At 56.7% G+C, this 16,144-nt stretch carries 28 protein-coding genes; 6 read left to right on the top strand and 22 right to left on the bottom strand.

All coding sequences use genetic code 11. The features are described 5' to 3' along the window. The 6 genes from ACR0ID_RS19670 to ACR0ID_RS19645 form a co-directional block, all read left to right on the top strand. A partial coding sequence (locus ACR0ID_RS19670; protein WP_480608139.1) for an EF-Tu C-terminal domain-related protein occupies positions 1–149 on the top strand: 149 nt, incomplete at its 5' end. A gap of 240 nt (positions 150–389) precedes the next feature. Continuing rightward, positions 390–2,117: an amidohydrolase gene (locus ACR0ID_RS19665; protein WP_480484782.1), complete on the top strand. Its 1,728-nt coding sequence runs from the start codon at positions 390–392 to the stop codon at positions 2,115–2,117. Between the two features lie 175 nt (positions 2,118–2,292). Further along, positions 2,293–2,607 carry a 30S ribosomal protein S10 gene (gene rpsJ, locus ACR0ID_RS19660; RefSeq protein ID WP_008756422.1) on the top strand — a complete coding sequence of 105 codons (315 nt, stop codon included), beginning with the start codon at positions 2,293–2,295 and terminating at the stop codon, positions 2,605–2,607. An 18-nt stretch (positions 2,608–2,625) separates the two neighbouring features. Continuing rightward, the gene (gene rplC / locus ACR0ID_RS19655) at positions 2,626–3,351 is read left to right on the top strand and encodes a 50S ribosomal protein L3 (RefSeq protein ID WP_480608136.1); all 726 of its coding nucleotides are present in this window, start codon (positions 2,626–2,628) and stop codon (positions 3,349–3,351) included. Continuing rightward, positions 3,348–3,965: a 50S ribosomal protein L4 gene (rplD, locus tag ACR0ID_RS19650; RefSeq protein WP_480474058.1), complete on the top strand. Its 618-nt coding sequence runs from the start codon at positions 3,348–3,350 to the stop codon at positions 3,963–3,965. Before rplC ends, rplD begins: the two co-directional genes overlap by 4 nt. Further along, positions 3,962–4,258 (top strand): 50S ribosomal protein L23, encoded by a 297-nt coding sequence (locus ACR0ID_RS19645; RefSeq protein ID WP_170609990.1) that lies wholly within the window; start codon positions 3,962–3,964, stop codon positions 4,256–4,258. The genes rplD and ACR0ID_RS19645 overlap by 4 nt, the downstream gene beginning before the upstream one ends. Before the next feature lie 281 nt (positions 4,259–4,539). Here ACR0ID_RS19645 and ACR0ID_RS19640 read toward each other — a convergent pair whose 3' ends face one another. The 22 genes from ACR0ID_RS19640 to ACR0ID_RS19535 form a co-directional block, all read right to left on the bottom strand. Then, complete coding sequence (locus tag ACR0ID_RS19640; RefSeq protein WP_209505835.1) at positions 4,540–4,752, bottom strand: DUF1127 domain-containing protein; 213 nt, start codon at positions 4,750–4,752, stop codon at positions 4,540–4,542. Between the two features lie 247 nt (positions 4,753–4,999). Beyond that, positions 5,000–5,827: a VOC family protein gene (locus ACR0ID_RS19635; RefSeq protein WP_480608133.1), complete on the bottom strand. Its 828-nt coding sequence runs from the start codon at positions 5,825–5,827 to the stop codon at positions 5,000–5,002. A gap of 134 nt (positions 5,828–5,961) precedes the next feature. Then, positions 5,962–6,150, bottom strand: coding sequence for a 50S ribosomal protein L30 (rpmD, locus tag ACR0ID_RS19630; protein WP_267364815.1), 189 nt, complete (start codon positions 6,148–6,150; stop codon positions 5,962–5,964). 12 nt (positions 6,151–6,162) lie between these two features. Next, positions 6,163–6,732 carry a 30S ribosomal protein S5 gene (gene rpsE / locus ACR0ID_RS19625; protein ID WP_480474056.1) on the bottom strand — a complete coding sequence of 190 codons (570 nt, stop codon included), beginning with the start codon at positions 6,730–6,732 and terminating at the stop codon, positions 6,163–6,165. A gap of 186 nt (positions 6,733–6,918) precedes the next feature. Beyond that, positions 6,919–7,278: a 50S ribosomal protein L18 gene (rplR, locus tag ACR0ID_RS19620; RefSeq protein WP_010437103.1), complete on the bottom strand. Its 360-nt coding sequence runs from the start codon at positions 7,276–7,278 to the stop codon at positions 6,919–6,921. An 11-nt stretch (positions 7,279–7,289) separates the two neighbouring features. Beyond that, complete coding sequence (gene rplF, locus ACR0ID_RS19615) at positions 7,290–7,823, bottom strand: 50S ribosomal protein L6 (RefSeq protein WP_039523384.1); 534 nt, start codon at positions 7,821–7,823, stop codon at positions 7,290–7,292. Between the two features lie 11 nt (positions 7,824–7,834). After that, positions 7,835–8,227 carry a 30S ribosomal protein S8 gene (gene rpsH, locus ACR0ID_RS19610; protein WP_209505841.1) on the bottom strand — a complete coding sequence of 131 codons (393 nt, stop codon included), beginning with the start codon at positions 8,225–8,227 and terminating at the stop codon, positions 7,835–7,837. 13 nt (positions 8,228–8,240) lie between these two features. Beyond that, positions 8,241–8,546: a 30S ribosomal protein S14 gene (gene rpsN, locus ACR0ID_RS19605; RefSeq protein ID WP_142639784.1), complete on the bottom strand. Its 306-nt coding sequence runs from the start codon at positions 8,544–8,546 to the stop codon at positions 8,241–8,243. Positions 8,547–8,565: 19 nt separating this feature from the next. Then, positions 8,566–9,126, bottom strand: coding sequence for a 50S ribosomal protein L5 (gene rplE / locus ACR0ID_RS19600; protein ID WP_480484777.1), 561 nt, complete (start codon positions 9,124–9,126; stop codon positions 8,566–8,568). Beyond that, a complete protein-coding gene (gene rplX / locus ACR0ID_RS19595; protein ID WP_480484776.1) occupies positions 9,119–9,430 on the bottom strand; it encodes a 50S ribosomal protein L24 in 312 nt (103 codons plus the stop codon). Before rplX ends, rplE begins: the two co-directional genes overlap by 8 nt. Positions 9,431–9,432: 2 nt before the next feature. Further along, the gene (rplN, locus tag ACR0ID_RS19590; protein WP_005621870.1) at positions 9,433–9,801 is read right to left on the bottom strand and encodes a 50S ribosomal protein L14; all 369 of its coding nucleotides are present in this window, start codon (positions 9,799–9,801) and stop codon (positions 9,433–9,435) included. A 75-nt stretch (positions 9,802–9,876) separates the two neighbouring features. Then, entirely contained in the window at positions 9,877–10,107 is a 231-nt protein-coding gene (gene rpsQ / locus ACR0ID_RS19585; RefSeq protein WP_209505845.1) for a 30S ribosomal protein S17, read from the bottom strand. Between the two features lie 4 nt (positions 10,108–10,111). Further along, positions 10,112–10,318 carry a 50S ribosomal protein L29 gene (gene rpmC / locus ACR0ID_RS19580; protein ID WP_209505847.1) on the bottom strand — a complete coding sequence of 69 codons (207 nt, stop codon included), beginning with the start codon at positions 10,316–10,318 and terminating at the stop codon, positions 10,112–10,114. 202 nt (positions 10,319–10,520) lie between these two features. After that, positions 10,521–11,024: a hypothetical protein gene (locus tag ACR0ID_RS19575; RefSeq protein WP_480608130.1), complete on the bottom strand. Its 504-nt coding sequence runs from the start codon at positions 11,022–11,024 to the stop codon at positions 10,521–10,523. A gap of 184 nt (positions 11,025–11,208) precedes the next feature. Continuing rightward, a complete protein-coding gene (locus ACR0ID_RS19570) occupies positions 11,209–11,415 on the bottom strand; it encodes a cold-shock protein (RefSeq protein ID WP_480474053.1) in 207 nt (68 codons plus the stop codon). Between the two features lie 253 nt (positions 11,416–11,668). Further along, positions 11,669–12,289: a 2OG-Fe(II) oxygenase family protein gene (locus ACR0ID_RS19565; protein WP_480608127.1), complete on the bottom strand. Its 621-nt coding sequence runs from the start codon at positions 12,287–12,289 to the stop codon at positions 11,669–11,671. A gap of 236 nt (positions 12,290–12,525) precedes the next feature. Continuing rightward, a complete protein-coding gene (gene rplP / locus ACR0ID_RS19560; protein ID WP_267364819.1) occupies positions 12,526–12,939 on the bottom strand; it encodes a 50S ribosomal protein L16 in 414 nt (137 codons plus the stop codon). A 12-nt stretch (positions 12,940–12,951) separates the two neighbouring features. Beyond that, the gene (gene rpsC, locus ACR0ID_RS19555) at positions 12,952–13,662 is read right to left on the bottom strand and encodes a 30S ribosomal protein S3 (protein WP_209505853.1); all 711 of its coding nucleotides are present in this window, start codon (positions 13,660–13,662) and stop codon (positions 12,952–12,954) included. Next, positions 13,662–14,042 (bottom strand): 50S ribosomal protein L22, encoded by a 381-nt coding sequence (gene rplV, locus ACR0ID_RS19550; RefSeq protein ID WP_209505855.1) that lies wholly within the window; start codon positions 14,040–14,042, stop codon positions 13,662–13,664. Before rplV ends, rpsC begins: the two co-directional genes overlap by 1 nt. Positions 14,043–14,045: 3 nt before the next feature. Continuing rightward, complete coding sequence (rpsS, locus tag ACR0ID_RS19545; protein WP_005980699.1) at positions 14,046–14,324, bottom strand: 30S ribosomal protein S19; 279 nt, start codon at positions 14,322–14,324, stop codon at positions 14,046–14,048. A 3-nt stretch (positions 14,325–14,327) separates the two neighbouring features. Further along, on the bottom strand, positions 14,328–15,170 hold the full coding sequence (gene rplB, locus ACR0ID_RS19540; RefSeq protein ID WP_480474051.1) for a 50S ribosomal protein L2: 843 nt from the start codon (positions 15,168–15,170) through the stop codon (positions 14,328–14,330). A 191-nt stretch (positions 15,171–15,361) separates the two neighbouring features. Continuing rightward, positions 15,362–16,069 carry a hypothetical protein gene (locus ACR0ID_RS19535; RefSeq protein WP_480608124.1) on the bottom strand — a complete coding sequence of 236 codons (708 nt, stop codon included), beginning with the start codon at positions 16,067–16,069 and terminating at the stop codon, positions 15,362–15,364. Positions 16,070–16,144 lie beyond the last annotated feature (75 nt).

The raw sequence follows: 16,144 nt of genomic DNA, 5'->3' as shown, positions 1-16,144 counted from the left end.
AAGGCACCGAGATGGTCATGCCCGGCGACAACGTGTCGTTCGGCGTTGAACTGATCGCACCGATCGCGATGGAGCAGGGCCTGCGCTTCGCGATCCGCGAAGGCGGCCGCACCGTCGGCGCCGGCGTCGTGTCGAAGATTACTGAATAATTCGCACAAGCGAATGAACCAACGAAAAGGGCTTCCCTCGGGACGCCCTTTTTTCGTTTTTGCCTAAGCTGATTGTAATGCTACTTCTCTCATATTGAGGCATCACAATTAGAAAGAGGTCACAGCATGCACTTATTGGCGCGTTCAGTTGGTCTAGTTGCTGCACTTGTTTATTTATCCACATCAGCGTCCGCACAGCAGATCGCGGACAGGATTTATCTCGGAGGGCCTGTGTTAACGATGAACGATAAGGCTCCGTCCGCTGAAGCGGTCGCAGTCAAAGACGGACGCGTTCTTGCTGTGGGGTCGTTGTCTGATTTGTCGATGCATCGCGGTGAAGAAACCGAAACGTTTGACCTGGAAGGCCGCGCGATGCTTCCGGGTTTTGTAGATAGCCACGGTCATGTGGTCATGGGGGGGTTGCAGGCATTGTCCGCCAACCTTCTTGCGCCGCCTGATGGGAAAGTCGTTGATATCGCCAGTCTGCAAGCCACGTTGACTGACTGGGCCGACGAAAATGCGCAAGCCGTTGAACAGGTCAAAATGATCATCGGCTTTGGTTACGACAATGCTCAATTAAAGGAACTGCGCCACCCTACGCGACAAGAACTGGACATTGTGTCTGAGGACTTGCCGGTCGTTATCGTTCATCAGTCCGGGCATTTGGGAGTAGCAAACTCGAAAGCTCTAGAGTTGGCAGGCATCACAGCCGCTTCAAAAGCCCCTCCGGGCGGAGTGATTCAACGCGATGACGCCGGTGAGCCAAACGGTGTTCTGGAAGAGTATGCGTTCTTTTCGGTCCTTGTGCCCATGTTGGGAAATCTGGGTGAAGAAGGCCTGGCGGCATTTGCCAAAGCTGGAACCGAACTTTGGGCACAGTTTGGATACACGACCGGACAAGAAGGCCGAACCTCAGGAGAAATTGTTGACGTTCTCAAGAAAGTTGCCGCCGAAGATGGGCTCCCAATTGACGTGGTAGCCTTCCCGGATGTTCTTGAGGCCAGGGAATATATAGGTGCAAACACCTCCAAGAACTACGACGACCGGGTTCGGGTCGGGGGCTGCAAGCTAACGATTGACGGCTCGCCTCAGGGTTTCACGGCTTTGAGGGATCGGCCCTATTATGATCCAGTCGGAAGCTACTCCGCCGGTTATTCAGGGTATGCTGCTATTACGATGGAGCAGCTACAGGACGCCGTTAATTGGTGTTACGAAAATGGGTTCCAAATCCTTGTGCACTCTAACGGGGAAGGGGCTTCTGACATGCTGATAGCAGCTCTCGAAGAGGCACAGATGAAGTATGGCGACCCGGGGAATCGTCCGGTTCTGATCCACGGTCAGTTTCTAAGAGAGGATCAGGTTGCGAGTTTTAAACGCCTCGGCGTATTCCCATCGCTTTTCCCGATGCACACGTTTTACTGGGGGGATTGGCATCGTGATCACACCGTTGGGCCGGTCAATGCAGACAATATCTCACCCACAGGATGGCTGCTCGAGCGGGACATGATGTTTGGCACACACCACGATGCCCCGGTGGCCTTTCCAGATAGCATGCGTGTTCTTGCTGCGACGGTTACTCGACGCACACGCTCTGGAGATATTTTGGGGCCGCATCAGAGGGTCGATGTTATGACTGCCTTGAAAGCCATGACAATCTGGCCCGCTTGGCAGCATTTCGAGGAAGATGAAAAGGGGTCCATTGAGGTTGGCAAAGTTGCGGATTTCGTGATCCTGTCAGACGACCCCACATCCGTTGACCCAGAAACACTGGCGGAACTAGAAGTGCTTGTAACCGTGAAGGGCGACGAGATTGTTTATGAAGCCGAAGTGGGTGTCCGAGAGGGCAAATTGGATTACTCGCCGTTCTCAAATGATCCTGTGATTGCCCATCTGTATCTGCATGCGGTTTACCAAGGGATGAAGGTAGAAGACGCATGGCTAACCAATGGCGTGTCTGGCGGCGAATAAAACGGTGTTCTTTGTGACGTTTGCCCCTTGTCAAACCCCGCCAACCCCACTAATACGCGCAGGTTCTCAACAAGAACATCAAGGCGGGATGATTCCCGCCTTTTGGGTTCGATGAGGGTTGGCGATGCGCGTCTGTCCTCCTCTCAACCTCAACGCCTGATAAAAGGCTGTTACTATGCAAAGCCAAAATATCCGTATTCGGCTGAAGGCATTTGACTATCGCGTTCTGGATGCCAGCACGCAAGAGATCGTCAATACTGCCAAGCGGACCGGCGCGAACGTGCGCGGCCCGATCCCGCTGCCGAACAAGATCGAGAAGTTCACGGTTCTCCGTGGCCCTCACGTTGACAAGAAATCCCGCGACCAGTTCGAGATCCGCACGCACAAGCGTCTGCTCGACATCGTTGATCCGACCCCCCAGACCGTGGACGCGCTGATGAAGCTCGACCTGGCTGCTGGTGTGGATGTCGAGATCAAGCTGCAGTCGTAAGATCGGAGGGTATAGATTATGCGCTCTGGTATTATCGCAAAAAAAGTTGGCATGACCCGCCTGTTCATGGAAGACGGCAAGCAGATCCCTGTGACCGTTCTTCACCTGGACAACCTGCATGTTGTTGCACAGCGGACCGCTGAAAAAGACGGCTACACCGCCGTTCAGCTGGGCGCTGGTGCTGCCAAGGCAAAACGCACCTCGAAGGCCATGCGCGGCCACTACGCCGCTGCCAAGGTCGAGCCCAAGCGCAAGCTGGCCGAGTTCCGCGTCTCCGAAGATGGCCTTATCGAAGTGGGAGCCGAAATCTCGGCCGAGCACTTCCTGGCTGGTCAGAAGGTTGACGTTTCGGGCACCTCGATCGGTAAAGGCTTTGCCGGTGCGATGAAGCGCCACAACTTCGGTGGTCTGCGCGCCTCGCACGGTGTGTCGATCAGCCACCGTTCGCACGGCTCGACCGGTCAGTGTCAGGATCCGGGCAAGGTGTTCAAAGGCAAGAAGATGGCCGGTCACATGGGTGCTGCCCGTGTTACCACCCAGAACCTCGAGGTGGTCAAAACCGACGCCGACCGTGGTCTGGTCTTCATCAAAGGCGCCGTTCCCGGACCGAAATCGGGCTGGGTCACCGTCAAGGACGCCGTGAAGAAGAAAGCACCGGAAGGCCTGCCTTTCCCGGCTGCTGTGAAATCGGCTGCAACCGAAGCACCTGCGGAAGAAGTATCCGCGGAAGGTGGTGAAGCATGAAACTTGATGTAATCAAACTGGACGGCGGCAAGGCCGGCGACATCGAGCTGGATGCAGACCTGTTCGGCCTCGAGCCGCGCGCGGACATCCTGCACCGTGTGGTCCGTTGGCAGCGCAACAATGCGCAGGCCGGCACCCACAAGGTCAAGACCCGCTCGGAAACCAGCTACTCGACCAAGAAGATCTATCGCCAGAAAGGCACCGGTGGCGCACGCCATGGTGACCGTAACGCACCGATCTTCCGCAAGGGTGGTGTTTACAAGGGCCCGACCCCTCGTTCGCACGGCCACGACCTGCCGAAGAAGTTCCGTAAGCTTGGCCTGCGCCATGCTCTGTCGGCAAAAGCCAAAGCAGGTGAACTGGTTGTGATCGAGAACGCCGAAGCCGAAGGCAAGACCGCCGCACTGGCCAAACAGGTTGCAAACCTGGGCTGGAAACGCGCTCTGGTCATCGACGGCGCGACCGTGAACGAAGGGTTCCTGAAGGCGTCGCGCAACATCGAAGGTCTGGATATCCTGCCGTCGATGGGTGCAAACGTTTATGACATCCTCAAGCGTGACACCCTGGTGCTCACCAAAGCGGCTGTCGAAGCACTGGAGGCTCGTCTGAAATGAGCGCGAAGGCAGAACACTACGACGTGATCCGCAAGCCGATCATCACCGAAAAGTCGACCATGGCGTCCGAAAATGGCGCGGTTGTCTTTGAAGTGGCGATCGAAAGCAACAAGCCGCAGATCAAAGAGGCCGTTGAGGCGCTGTTTGGTGTGAAGGTCAAGGCGGTGAACACCACCGTGACCAAAGGCAAGGTCAAGCGGTTCCGCGGCCAGCTGGGCCGTCGGAAGGACGTCAAGAAAGCATATGTGACCCTGGAAGAGGGTAACACAATCGACGTAAGCACCGGTCTCTGATTCGACGCTTACAGCGACACTTTACGGCCCCGGTGGATCACTCCGCCGGGGCCGATTTCGTTTCAGGCGTCGAAGCTGGGGACGCGCGTCAGGGTAGGGCGGTCACACGCCCTCCAGCGGTCGCCTCAGGGCGGTTCTGACGTTTCGGGCTCATTGGCCGCCTCAACAGCCATCGCACCCTCTGGCGGCCTCTGAGCGGCCTGCAAGCGGGGCAGAGCCTGCAACGGATATAGAAAAGGCGCCGTTAAGGCGCCTTTGGGTCGTTTTAATTGTGTGCGTGGTTATGAGCAATATACGTGCCGGTGCGCGATATCTGCGATGTCGCAGCGGCGGATGCCGATATCGTCCAGCTCACGGTTGCTCAGACGCTGCAACTCGGTATAGGTGCGCTGATACTCAGCAGCACGAGCGCGGGCTGTTTTGATCCGTGTGATCATGTCAGCGATCCGGGTGCCGAAGTTGAAGCCGGTATGGGTCAGTGTCGCAGTTGTCATCTCTGTATTCCTTTCTCGTATCAGGGCGTATTCCCTGACGTTTCCTTTTGAGTTCCTTCATTGGACAAGGCAGAGATAGGAGCGTTTGCTATCGCTAACAACGCAGATTTTGGTCTAGCCGGTATGCATGCGGCGAATAACTTTCGCTGGTTGGATTGCTCGTAGCCTGGTTCCTGTTCCTATTGGCATGGATTTTGCAGTTGACCTGCGGATTGACGCGATGGCCATCTGCGGTTTGCAGCGACTTTCAGTTTGTTCCCAATACCGGACCCACCTGCTGAAATGCAAAATAAAGTCCCGTCGGATCACGAAACACACGCGGTGCATGCTGCGCGCTTTGCCGTGATCGAACACGCACTTCGGACGCTCCAAGCGTCAAAGCATCACGTACCGCATCCTCGATAGCGGTGACCTTAATTCCGGGTAGCCAGGCGCATCTTTCACGTATCTTTATATCTGGTGAAGCAACCACAGGAATATGTGTAAGCCACGGACCTGGCCCGGCCGCGCCTGGGCCATCCGTTTTCGAAGATGTTCGATCAAACAACGATTGGTAGAATTCAACTGGAAACTCTGGGCCTTCGCTCAGATAAACCTCTGTTGTGAACTGTTGTGTAGGTATCGGGTAATCGTGTTGTGAAACGGAAATGCCAAACCTGGCTCCCAAGGGGTCCAACAATAGGCAGTTTCGACCGACGCCGGGCACATCAAAGGGGCGCCGAATGATATGTGCGCCCAGCTTCTCGGCACGCTTTGAATACTTGTCAACATCGGGAACCTCGAAATAGGGAAGCCAGCCGGCATCAAAGCCCGCTGGAGTCTTGGTATATCCACTTCCGGCTTCCCCATTCAAAAGAGCAAGAGTGAATTCCCCCTTTCCCCGGCCCCAGACATAGTCTTCTGTGCTTTCCTTAATGAAATCCCACGATGCTACACGGCCATAGAAAGCCTCGGAAGCGTTCAGATCAGGCGTAAAGAGGTCATGCCAAACGATCCGTCCTGTCTTATCCGCACTCACTTCAAGAACCTCCTGCGTGAAACACGCTGGATAGCCCATCATAATCCAATTGGTCATTGATACAGATCAATCTGAACATGGCGCTCCAGAAATCCGGGTTGGAGGAAGGAATCCCCAAGAAGCTGAAGTGCCAACAATAAACGCCCCCGAATTTACCGGAGGCGTTTTTGTTCTTTCCGATGAAGGCGGGCTTAGCCGCGTTCTTCGATGATCTCTACCAGATGCGGGATCTTGCGGATCATGCCGCGCACCGAAGGAGTATCCTCCAGCTCACGGGTTCTGTGCATCTTGTTCAGGCCCAGGCCGATCAGGGTTGCGCGCTGTTCGGCGGGGCGACGGATCGGCGAACCGACCTGTTTGACGACGATGGTTTTTGCCATGACGTGCTCTCCTTATGCTTCTGCTTCAGCAGCAGCCGGTGCTTCGTCCCGCTTGGGCAGGATGTCAGCAACCTTTTTGCCACGACGTGCGGCAACCGAACGCGGGCTCTGCTCTTTCTGCAGGCCGTCGATGGTGGCGCGGATCATGTTGTACGGGTTCTGCGAGCCCAGCGACTTGGACACAACGTCCTTGACGCCCAGCATTTCGAACACGGCACGCATCGGACCACCGGCGATGATACCGGTACCTTCAGGCGCGGCGCGCATAACCACTTTACCGGCGCCGTGACGGCCCTCGATGTCGTGGTGCAGGGTCCGACCTTCGCGCAGCTGCACGCGGATCATCTGACGCTTGGCTTGCTCAGTCGCCTTGCGGATGGCCTCAGGTACTTCTTTCGCTTTACCCTTGCCAAAGCCGACGCGGCCTTTCTGATCGCCGACAACCACCAGAGCGGCGAAGCCAAAGCGCTTACCACCTTTTACGGTTTTCGACACGCGGTTGATTGCGACCAGGCGATCTGCAAATTCCGGTGTTTCTTCACGGTCGCGGCCACGGCCCCGACGGTTTTCACGTTCTGCCATTTGGCATCCCTTTTCCTCTAGAGGCGCTTGCGGCGCCAATTACTCAATCGAAGTGAACCCGTGAATGACATTCTGGGGCTCCCCGATCATCGAGGCGGGCGGACCCGCCTTCAAAGTGCCGGTGCCGGGCTGAAGCCCGGCCTACGGCGTCGTATCCGGTAGGCCGGGCTTCAGCCCGGCACACCATCAGATCTTCAGGCCACCTTCACGCGCAGCGTCGGCGACAGCCTTCACTTTGCCGTGGAACAGGAAGCCGCCACGATCGAAATAGGCCTCTTCGACGCCTGCCTTCTTGGCACGCTCGGCGATGGCCGCGCCGACTTTCGTCGCCGCTTCGACGTTGTTCTTGCCAACAACACCCAGATCTTTTTCCAGGGTCGAGGCCGAGGCCAGGGTCACGCCACGTACGTCGTCGATCAGCTGAACAGAGATGTTCTTGTTCGAACGGTGTACGGACAGGCGCGGACGACCCGCGTTGACCTTGCGAAGTTTGTTCCGAACGCGCAGGCGGCGCTTCAGAAACAGGGTTCTTTTGCTGTTTGCCATTGTCTGCGTCCTTACTTCTTCTTGCCTTCCTTGCGGAAGATGAACTCGCCCTTATAGCGGATGCCCTTGCCTTTGTACGGCTCGGGGCGGCGCCACTCGCGGATTTTGGCCGCGGTTTCGCCCACCAGCTGCTGGTCGATACCTTCCACAACGATTTCGGTCTGCTTCGGTGCGGTGATGGTGACACCTTCCGGAGCCGTGAAATCAACATCGTGGCTATAGCCCAGGTTCAGCTTCAGGGTGTTGCCCTGCATCTGCGCCCGGTAACCAACACCCTGGATCTCCAGCTCTTTTTTGAAGCCTTCAGTCACACCGGTTACCAGGTTGGCAACCATGGTGCGGCTCATACCCCACTGCTGGCGGGCACGCTTGGACATGCCGCGAGGGTCGATCTTGACCACGTTGTCTTCAACCGACAGCGTCACGTCGTCGGTGGCGGTGAAGCTGCGGGTGCCTTTCGGACCTTTGACTTCGATGGTCTGACCCGACACAGAGGCGGTTACGCCGCTGGGCAGCTCGACCGGTTTTTTACCAATACGAGACATTGCAGACCTCCTTAGAAGACGGTGCAGAGCACTTCGCCGCCAACATTGTTGGAGCGAGCGTTTGCGTCCGACATCACACCTTTCGGAGTGCTGACAATCGACACGCCCAGACCCTGACGGACCTGCGGGATGTCATTGACGCCCATGTATACGCGGCGACCGGGTTTCGAAACCCGCTTCAGTTCGCGAATGACAGGGGTGCCTTCGTAGTATTTCAGGCTGATTTCGATGGCCGGATGACCGTTTTCGCCGGTCGTCTTTTCATAGCCACGGATGTAGCCTTCGTCCGCCAGCACGTCCAGAACCCAAACACGCAGCTTTGACGCCGGAGTGGATACGGTGGATTTGCCGCGCATTTGCGCGTTGCGGATACGGGTGAGCATATCGCCGATAGGATCATTCATATCTATGTCTCCCTTACCAGCTCGATTTCACCATGCCGGGGATCTGACCAGCAGAACCCAGCTCGCGCAGCATGATACGGCTGACCTTCAGCTTACGGTAGTAAGCGTGGGGACGACCGGTCAGCTGACAACGGTTGTGCAGACGGGTAGCCGAGCTGTTGCGCGGCAGTTTCGCCAGTTTCAGACGCGCTTTGAAACGCTCTTCCATCGGCTTGCTCTCGTCATTCGCGATTTCTTTCAGCTCGGCACGCTTTGCGGCATATTTGGCCACCAGGCGTTCGCGCTTCTTCTCGCGTTCGATCATTGCTTTTTTAGCCATGTCTCAATCCTCCCGGCGCTTACGCGTTGAACGGCATGTTGAATGCTTTCAACAATGCCTTTGCTTCAGCGTCGGTTTTCGCTGTGGTGGCAATTACGATATCCAGGCCCCAGACCTCGTCGACCTTGTCGAAGTCGATTTCCGGGAACACGATGTGCTCTTTCATGCCCATGGCAAAGTTGCCACGACCGTCGAAAGAAGGCTTAACACCGCGGAAGTCACGAATACGCGGCATTGCGATCGTGATCAGACGATCCAGGAATTCGTACATCCGGTCACCGCGCAGGGTCACTTTCGCACCCAGCGGCATGTCTTCCCGGACGCGGAAACCCGCGATCGACTTCTTCGCCTTGGTTGAAACGGCCTGTTGACCGGCAATTGCAGTCAGATCCTCGACAGCAGCTTTCGCTTTCTTCGAGTCTTTGACGGCCTCGGCACCACAACCGATGTTCAGAACGATTTTTTCCAGCTTGGGCAGCTGCATGTCGTTCTTGTAGCCGAACTCTTCTTTCAGAGCGGCACGGATGGTCTCGGCGTACTGCGCTTTCAGACGCGGGGTGTAGGTTGCGTTATCAAGCATCGATCACGTCCCCTGTGGTCTTGGCGAAGCGAACTTTCTTGTCGCCTTCCACGCGGAAGCCAACGCGGGTTGCTTTGCCGTTCTTGTCCAGCAGTGCCAGGTTCGAAAGATCGACCGGCAGAGCTTTGGGCAGGCGGCCGCCTTGCGAGGTTTGCGACTGGCGGGTGTGGCGGATGGCGATGTTGATGCCATCGACCACAGCTTTGCCGGCTTTGGGGTCAACCGAGGTGATAGTTCCCTCTTTGCCCTTGTCCTTGCCGGACAGCACGACGACCTTGTCGCCTTTGCGGAGTTTAGCAGCCATGATTACAGCACCTCCGGAGCCAGCGAGATGATTTTCATGAAGTTCTTCGCGCGCAGTTCACGAACAACGGGGCCAAAGATACGGGTACCTACGGGCTCGTTGTTGTTGTTCAGGATGACGGCGGCGTTGCGATCGAAACGGATCGCGGTGCCGTCTTCGCGACGGACTTCCTTGGCGGTGCGTACGACGACGGCCTTACGGACGTCACCTTTCTTTACGCGGCCGCGCGGGATGGCTTCCTTCACCGAGACGACAATGATGTCGCCAACGGAGGCGTATTTACGCTTGGAACCACCCAGGACCTTGATGCACTGAACTCGGCGTGCGCCAGAGTTGTCAGCGACATCCAGATTGGTCTGCATCTGGATCATGTGGTTTCTCCCGACCTGTGGGGGCTGGTCTGATTAAATCCCCCAGGGTTTCGACAAATGAAAAATCCCGGAAGCTTACGCTTCCAGAACTTCCCAACGTTTCGTCTTCGATTTCGGCGCGCATTCGATGATGCGTACAGAGTCGCCGACCTTGAAGGCGTTCTTTTCGTCATGAGCCCGGTATTTCTTGGACTTACGAACGGTTTTGTGCAGCAGCGGGTGCTTGAAACGGCGCTCGACCAGCACGGTGATGGTCTGTTCGTTGGCGTCGCTGGTCACGGTGCCTTGCAGGATACGCTTGGGCATCTGATTACTCCTCGGATGCCGCAGCAGCGGCCTTTTCGTTCAGGATGGTTTTGACGCGGGCAGCGTTGCGGCGGGCCGCTTTGATGCCAGCAGTGTTTTCCAGCTGACCGGTTGCCTGTTGAAAGCGCAGGTTAAAGCTTTCTTTCTTCAGGTTGACCAGTTCCTCGCGGAGCTGATCAGGGGTCTTGTCACGCAGTTCTTGGGCGTTCATCGCCTTTTCCTTTGCTCAAAACACCAGAAGGCCCCGTACTCGGGTCACCTTTGACCTGGTGGATGAATGATAGACATACGAATCGCCCGACAACGCCGGGAGACCGCAAGATGCCGCTCTATAGGGGGTTAGGGGTGGGGTGGCAAGGGAAAGTTTGCCATGCGGGAACAGGGAATTTCCCGAAATCAAAAACCCGCTTGTGTCACCGTGTCAGACCCTGGCTATTTGCCACTCTGGTCAATACGGACAGCATCTCGGAAACCTCTTCCGGCGAAAGACGGCCATGACCGTCCAGGAACGCTCCGATGTCACGCCCGGTATATCGCCCCGTCAGCTTCCCTTCGTCAAGGATCAGATTGTTTCGCGCAAGCTCCACGGCGGTCACATGGCAAATACGGCATTTCTCGATGAAGACACCGCCCGAGTCCCGAATAATCCGGAAATGAGCAAGCAGAACCTCGGCCTTGTCCGTAGTCACCCCGCCATGACCGGAGCGCAGGTATTTCTCGACCGCCCGTCCGGACCGCGCTCCGACCAGCACGCCATCTGACACACCAAGCTCATCCCAAACGAAATCACCGGAATGGGGGGCGTGGCATCCGGCACAGCTGTCTTCGTAGATGCGGTGCGGGTTCGCAATTTGCCCCACAGCACTTGTCGTGCAGGCAATTGTCGCAACCAGAACGAATGAGAATAGGGCTTGCATCGTAAATGCCTGACCAAATCCTGAACAATACACCTCAACATGACGGGCGGGTGCATAGCTTGGATTTTATCGTGTGTCTGAACCCAATGGAATGATAGAGATCAGAAGGCTCAATTTCGCTTTTACGAAAAACGCGGCCCCGTTTGCACGAGACCGCGTCTGCAACTGTCTAAGCCTGGGCGACTTACGCCAGAGCGATGTTCACAGCCGACTCGCGGCCGTCACGGCCGGGCTCGATGTCGAATGTTACTTTCTGGTTGTCGGCCAGACCGGTCAGACCCGAGCGTTCGACAGCAGAGATGTGTACAAACACGTCTTTGCCACCGGTCTCTGGTGCGATGAAGCCAAAACCTTTAGTTGTGTTGAACCATTTTACGGTGCCATTGGCCATATCCGTATTCTCCAAATAATTGCTGTCCGCGGAATTGCGACAGCGCGGCGTGGTCGGTCTGGATCGAGAGACTGAACGCCGAATATCGGGAGACAGTGGTCGAAAAAGAAAAACGTAAGCGTGCCTCACATGGTCCATGTCGGCACATATTGCAAGTGTTATCGAAAACTCTTTGTGAATCGTGATTGGTAGGGGGCCGCCCGTTCGTCTCGCAAACGCTACACTGAACAACTACCGTGCAATGAGCTGATGCTCACTCCCACTTATAGTTGAAACTCACTGAAATCCGCTCTTCCTCGGCCATGTTCATCGGCACCTCGTGGCGCAGCCAGCTTTCCCACAGCAGAACTTCGCCCACCTGCGGCTTCACATAGATGAAGGGCTGCAAATCGCGTCGCCCGCCTTTCAGCCGCGTCGGCGCGGCCATCATGCGGCCCGAGCGCGGGTCTTCAAGCTTCAGCGCGCTCGCGCCTTCGGGCATCGCCACATAGGTGGTGCCGGAAATCACACTGTGCGGGTGCAGGTGGCTGGAATGCATGCCACCCTCGGGCAGGATGTTGATCCACAGGTCTTCCAGCTTCAGCTTACCCTCACCCAGATCAAACTCCAGATCCTTGGCAAAAGCCGCCACATGGCTGTCCAGCGCCTTGACCAGATCGGCGAATATCGGAAACCGCCAGGGCAGGTCGGTCAGCGAAGCATAGCTGGTGTAACCGGGATAGCCGTTTTCTTCGCACCAGTCCTGACCGGCCTCGTCATCCTCGGCGATGACAAGGCACGAGCTTTCCAACTCCTCCGCATCGATCGGGGGACCGAACTCGGACAAAGAGGCACGATAGAGGCGGGTGACGAAGAGTGATTCAATCTGTGGCATGGGGCTGTCTTAAACCAGCCGCGCAGTGAACGCGATGGCTGTTTTGCGAGGCTCTGCCTCGCGCTCCGGGATATTTGCAGCCAGATGAAGAACGGATCCCCTGCTTCATCTAGCCCAAAATATCCCGGGGGAGGCGCGCGGCACGCGCGGCGGGGGCAGAGCCCCCTAAAGAAAAACCCCCGCCGGTGTTCCGACGGGGGTCAATCTTGTCACGAGCGGGGGTGCCCCCGGATCGCTTACCAGTCTTCGCGAACCACGACGCGGGTCTTGATCGGCAGCTTCATCGCAGCCAGGCGCAGGGCCTCGCGGGCGATGTCGTCATTGACGCCGTCGATCTCGAACATCACGCGACCGGGCTTGACCTTGCAAACCCAGCGGTCGACCGAGCCCTTACCTTTACCCATACGAACTTCGATCGGCTTTGCCGTGACCGGAGTGTCGGGGAAGATGCGGATCCAGACACGGCCCTGACGCTTCATGTGACGCGTCATGGCACGACGTGCAGCCTCGATCTGGCGTGCGGTTACACGCTCAGGCTCAATCGCTTTCAAGCCGTAGGTGCCAAAGTTCAGATCAGAGCCGCCCTTGGCTTCGCCCTTGATCCGGCCTTTGTGCAACTTGCGGAATTTTGTACGCTTTGGTTGAAGCATATCTTTCCCTCCTTAGCGACGACCGCCACCAGCACCACGAGGTGCAGGGCCGTCCTGGAGTTCCTGTGCTTTACGGTCACGTGCCTGCGGATCGTGCTCCATGATCTCCCCTTTGAAGATCCAGACCTTGATCCCGATGATCCCGTAGGGGGTCATCGCTTCGGCATGTGCGTAATCGATGTCGGCGCGCAGCGTGTGCAGCGGCACACGGCCTTCGCGGTACCATTCGGTCCGTGCGATTTCGGCACCACCCAGACGGCCAGCGACGTTCACCCGGATACCCAGGGCGCCCATGCGCATGGCGTTCTGTACGGCACGCTTCATCGCGCGGCGGAACGAAACACGGCGTTCCAGCTGCTGAGCGATCGACTCGGCAACCAGCTGACCGTCAAGCTCGGGCTTGCGCACTTCGACGATGTTCAGGTGCAGTTCGCTGTCGGTCATCGCAGCCAGCTTCTTGCGCAGGACTTCGATGTCCGCACCTTTCTTGCCGATGATGACACCCGGACGTGCGGTGTGGATCGTAACGCGGCACTTCTTGTGCGGACGTTCGATGATCACACGGGCAACACCGGCCTGCTTGCACTCTTTCTGGATGAACTCACGGATCTTGAGGTCTTCCAGCAGAAGATCACCGTAGTCCTTGGTATCTGCGTACCAGCGGCTGTCCCAGGTGCGGTTGACCTGAAGGCGCATGCCGATCGGATTGACTTTATGTCCCATTAGGCTTGCTCCTCAACTTGACGCACCTTGATGGTGATCTCCGAGAACGGCTTCATGATCTTGCCGAAACGGCCACGGGCACGCGGGCGACCGCGCTTCATGACCAGGTTCTTGCCAACCCAGGCTTCGGCGACGATCAGCTCGTCAACGTCCAGGTTGTGGTTGTTTTCGGCATTCGCGATTGCGGACTGCAGGCACTTCTTGACGTCCTGCGCGACACGCTTGTTCGAGAAAGTCAGGTCGGTCAGGGCCTTCTCGACTTTCTTGCCGCGGATCATAGCTGCTACCAGGTTCAGTTTCTGCGGGCTGGTGCGAAGCATGCGCGTTTTCGCCATTGCTTCGTTTTCAGCCACGCGGCGGGGGTTCTTTTCCTTGCCCATGACTTACTTCCGCTTCGCTTTTTTGTCTGCGGCGTGGCCATAATAGGTCCGGGTCGGCGAATATTCACCGAACTTCTGACCGATCATGTCTTCCGAGACGTTTACCGGGATATGCTTCTGGCCGTTGTACACACCAAAGGTCAGACCCACGAACTGGGGCAGGATGGTGGAACGACGCGACCAGATCTTGATGACTTCGTTGCGGCCCGACTCGCGCGCTGCTTCGGCTTTTTTCAGCACGTAAGCATCGACGAAAGGACCCTTCCAAACAGAGCGAGACATGGATTAACGTCCCTTCTTCTTGGCGTGCCGCGAGCGGATGATCAGCTTCTGGGACGCTTTGTTCTTGTTGCGGGTACGCTTACCCTTGGTGTCCTTACCCCACGGCGTAACCGGCGTACGGCCACCCGAGGTACGACCCTCACCACCACCATGCGGGTGATCGATCGGGTTCATAGCAACACCACGAACCGACGGACGCACGCCCTTGTGGCGCATACGACCGGCTTTACCGATGTTCTGGTTGCTGTTGTCGGGGTTGGACACGGCACCGATGGTGGCCATGCATTCCTGACGGACCATGCGCAGCTCGCCCGAGCTCAGACGGATCTGAGCGTAACCGCCATCGCGGCCAACAAACTGAGCGTAAGTACCGGCCGCACGTGCGATCTGACCGCCTTTGCCAGGCTTCATCTCGATGTTGTGGACGATGGTACCGATGGGCATGCCCGAGAACGGCATTGCGTTGCCCGGCTTGATATCGGCCTTTGCCGACGCGATGACCTTGTCACCAACAGCCAGACGCTGCGGAGCCAGGATATACGCCTGCTCGCCGTCTTCGTATTTTACCAGTGCGATGAACGCGGTCCGGTTCGGGTCATATTCGATCCGCTCGACGGTTGCCGCGACATCAAATTTGTTCCGTTTGAAGTCAACGATCCGGTAGAGACGCTTTGCGCCACCGCCGCGGCGGCGTGAAGTGATCCGTCCGGTGTTGTTCCGGCCGCCCGATTTGGTCAAACCCTCTGTGAGAGACTTGACCGGACGTCCTTTCCAAAGCTCCGAACGGTCGATCAGCACCAGCCCGCGCTGGCCCGGCGTCGTCGGCTTGTACGACTTGAGTGCCATGCTTTCTGTCTTCCGTTTAGCAAGTGCAGGGGAGGTCCCCCGCTATGTGATAGGCCCCCGTAGGTGCCAAAGGTATAGGGCCCCAAAGGTCCCCGGTTGCAAAATATCTAAGGCCCCGGAACGAATCCGAGGCCGCAAGATTGGGAGCGTTTAGCAGTGTTGGCGGTGGGTGTCTATAGGGGTGGAAGTATTTATTCCCGACCATCCAAGTTCTCAATTGTGCTGTCCACTGAAGGAATATCTTTGTCTAGATCTGAGTTGCCGTCTTTCGAAAAGGAAGCGTCGTCACTAACACTTTTATCTCGCTCCGCTTCCCACTCTTTCACATAGTCATTGTAATGAGTAGGTTTTGGTTGCTCCCCTTCGGCATGAGTCAGCTTCAGAACTGGCATCTCGATTCTGTTGAGTTTGATAAATTTCTCCAGGTAGTCCTTTAAAACCTTGCAATCTTCGACAACAGCTGGCCGCCTTAGTAGGTCCGCTTCCAGCTTTTGAAGTTCTCGCTCGTCGGGATTTCGAACTGTATTAATTGATATGATCGGATAAGGTTCACCATTCAGAACACCTTTGAACGACTGCGTCTCATGAAACCTGAAGTCCGCATCAAAACCGGTAGCGTCTGGATTCCCTTTTGCCTTTGCTAGCAGGAAGGCAAGTGCCGGGGAGATGGTAAAAGTGTTGACGGTCGAGTTGCGCGATATTCGAAAACCGCCATCTATACCTTTGCCCAAGAAGTCGAAACTCGCGGGATCTTTATCAACCGCTCTTTCGAACTCTTCGGTTCTGAGTTCATTCAACCCAGCATAAGGGTCTTCGGAACCTCCTTTTCCGATACCAATACTACAGTTGGGGCTGGGAAACGCTGCAATCCAACCGTTTCCCTTAGGGTCAGGATTCATAACCAATAGATGACGGTTGCGGCCAGAGCGATGGCTGAGAGGAAGACCTTGGGACAGCGATCATAGCGTGTCGCC

The organism is Ruegeria sp. AL2 (assembly GCF_056540845.1).
This window is presented reverse-complemented; position numbering and strand designations above follow the sequence as displayed.

Excerpts from the sequence above, each read along its gene's own strand:
- rplX (WP_480484776.1), bottom strand. The coding sequence starts at position 9,430 with ATGGCTGCTAAACTCCGCAAAGGCGACAAGGTCGTCGTGCTGTCCGGC.
- rplC (WP_480608136.1), top strand. The coding sequence starts at position 2,626 with ATGCGCTCTGGTATTATCGCAAAAAAAGTTGGCATGACCCGCCTGTTC.
- ACR0ID_RS19565 (WP_480608127.1), bottom strand. The coding sequence starts at position 12,289 with ATGCCACAGATTGAATCACTCTTCGTCACCCGCCTCTATCGTGCCTCT.
- rplB (WP_480474051.1), bottom strand. The coding sequence starts at position 15,170 with ATGGCACTCAAGTCGTACAAGCCGACGACGCCGGGCCAGCGCGGGCTG.
- rpmC (WP_209505847.1), bottom strand. The coding sequence starts at position 10,318 with ATGAACGCCCAAGAACTGCGTGACAAGACCCCTGATCAGCTCCGCGAG.
- ACR0ID_RS19535 (WP_480608124.1), bottom strand. The coding sequence starts at position 16,069 with ATGAATCCTGACCCTAAGGGAAACGGTTGGATTGCAGCGTTTCCCAGC.
- ACR0ID_RS19640 (WP_209505835.1), bottom strand. The coding sequence starts at position 4,752 with ATGACAACTGCGACACTGACCCATACCGGCTTCAACTTCGGCACCCGG.
- ACR0ID_RS19645 (WP_170609990.1), top strand. The coding sequence starts at position 3,962 with ATGAGCGCGAAGGCAGAACACTACGACGTGATCCGCAAGCCGATCATC.
- rpsH (WP_209505841.1), bottom strand. The coding sequence starts at position 8,227 with ATGAATGATCCTATCGGCGATATGCTCACCCGTATCCGCAACGCGCAA.
- rplD (WP_480474058.1), top strand. The coding sequence starts at position 3,348 with ATGAAACTTGATGTAATCAAACTGGACGGCGGCAAGGCCGGCGACATC.
- rplP (WP_267364819.1), bottom strand. The coding sequence starts at position 12,939 with ATGCTTCAACCAAAGCGTACAAAATTCCGCAAGTTGCACAAAGGCCGG.
- rplN (WP_005621870.1), bottom strand. The coding sequence starts at position 9,801 with ATGATCCAGATGCAGACCAATCTGGATGTCGCTGACAACTCTGGCGCA.
- rpsS (WP_005980699.1), bottom strand. The coding sequence starts at position 14,324 with ATGTCTCGCTCTGTTTGGAAGGGTCCTTTCGTCGATGCTTACGTGCTG.
- rplV (WP_209505855.1), bottom strand. The coding sequence starts at position 14,042 with ATGGGCAAGGAAAAGAACCCCCGCCGCGTGGCTGAAAACGAAGCAATG.
- ACR0ID_RS19635 (WP_480608133.1), bottom strand. The coding sequence starts at position 5,827 with ATGACCAATTGGATTATGATGGGCTATCCAGCGTGTTTCACGCAGGAG.
- rplR (WP_010437103.1), bottom strand. The coding sequence starts at position 7,278 with ATGGCAAACAGCAAAAGAACCCTGTTTCTGAAGCGCCGCCTGCGCGTT.
- rplE (WP_480484777.1), bottom strand. The coding sequence starts at position 9,126 with ATGCTTGATAACGCAACCTACACCCCGCGTCTGAAAGCGCAGTACGCC.
- rpsE (WP_480474056.1), bottom strand. The coding sequence starts at position 6,732 with ATGGCAGAACGTGAAAACCGTCGGGGCCGTGGCCGCGACCGTGAAGAA.
- ACR0ID_RS19575 (WP_480608130.1), bottom strand. The coding sequence starts at position 11,024 with ATGCAAGCCCTATTCTCATTCGTTCTGGTTGCGACAATTGCCTGCACG.
- rpsJ (WP_008756422.1), top strand. The coding sequence starts at position 2,293 with ATGCAAAGCCAAAATATCCGTATTCGGCTGAAGGCATTTGACTATCGC.
- rpmD (WP_267364815.1), bottom strand. The coding sequence starts at position 6,150 with ATGGCAAAAACCATCGTCGTCAAACAGGTCGGTTCGCCGATCCGTCGC.
- rpsN (WP_142639784.1), bottom strand. The coding sequence starts at position 8,546 with ATGGCTAAAAAAGCAATGATCGAACGCGAGAAGAAGCGCGAACGCCTG.
- rpsC (WP_209505853.1), bottom strand. The coding sequence starts at position 13,662 with ATGGGACATAAAGTCAATCCGATCGGCATGCGCCTTCAGGTCAACCGC.
- ACR0ID_RS19570 (WP_480474053.1), bottom strand. The coding sequence starts at position 11,415 with ATGGCCAATGGCACCGTAAAATGGTTCAACACAACTAAAGGTTTTGGC.
- ACR0ID_RS19665 (WP_480484782.1), top strand. The coding sequence starts at position 390 with ATGAACGATAAGGCTCCGTCCGCTGAAGCGGTCGCAGTCAAAGACGGA.
- rplF (WP_039523384.1), bottom strand. The coding sequence starts at position 7,823 with ATGTCTCGTATTGGTAAAAAACCGGTCGAGCTGCCCAGCGGCGTAACC.
- rpsQ (WP_209505845.1), bottom strand. The coding sequence starts at position 10,107 with ATGCCCAAGCGTATCCTGCAAGGCACCGTGACCAGCGACGCCAACGAA.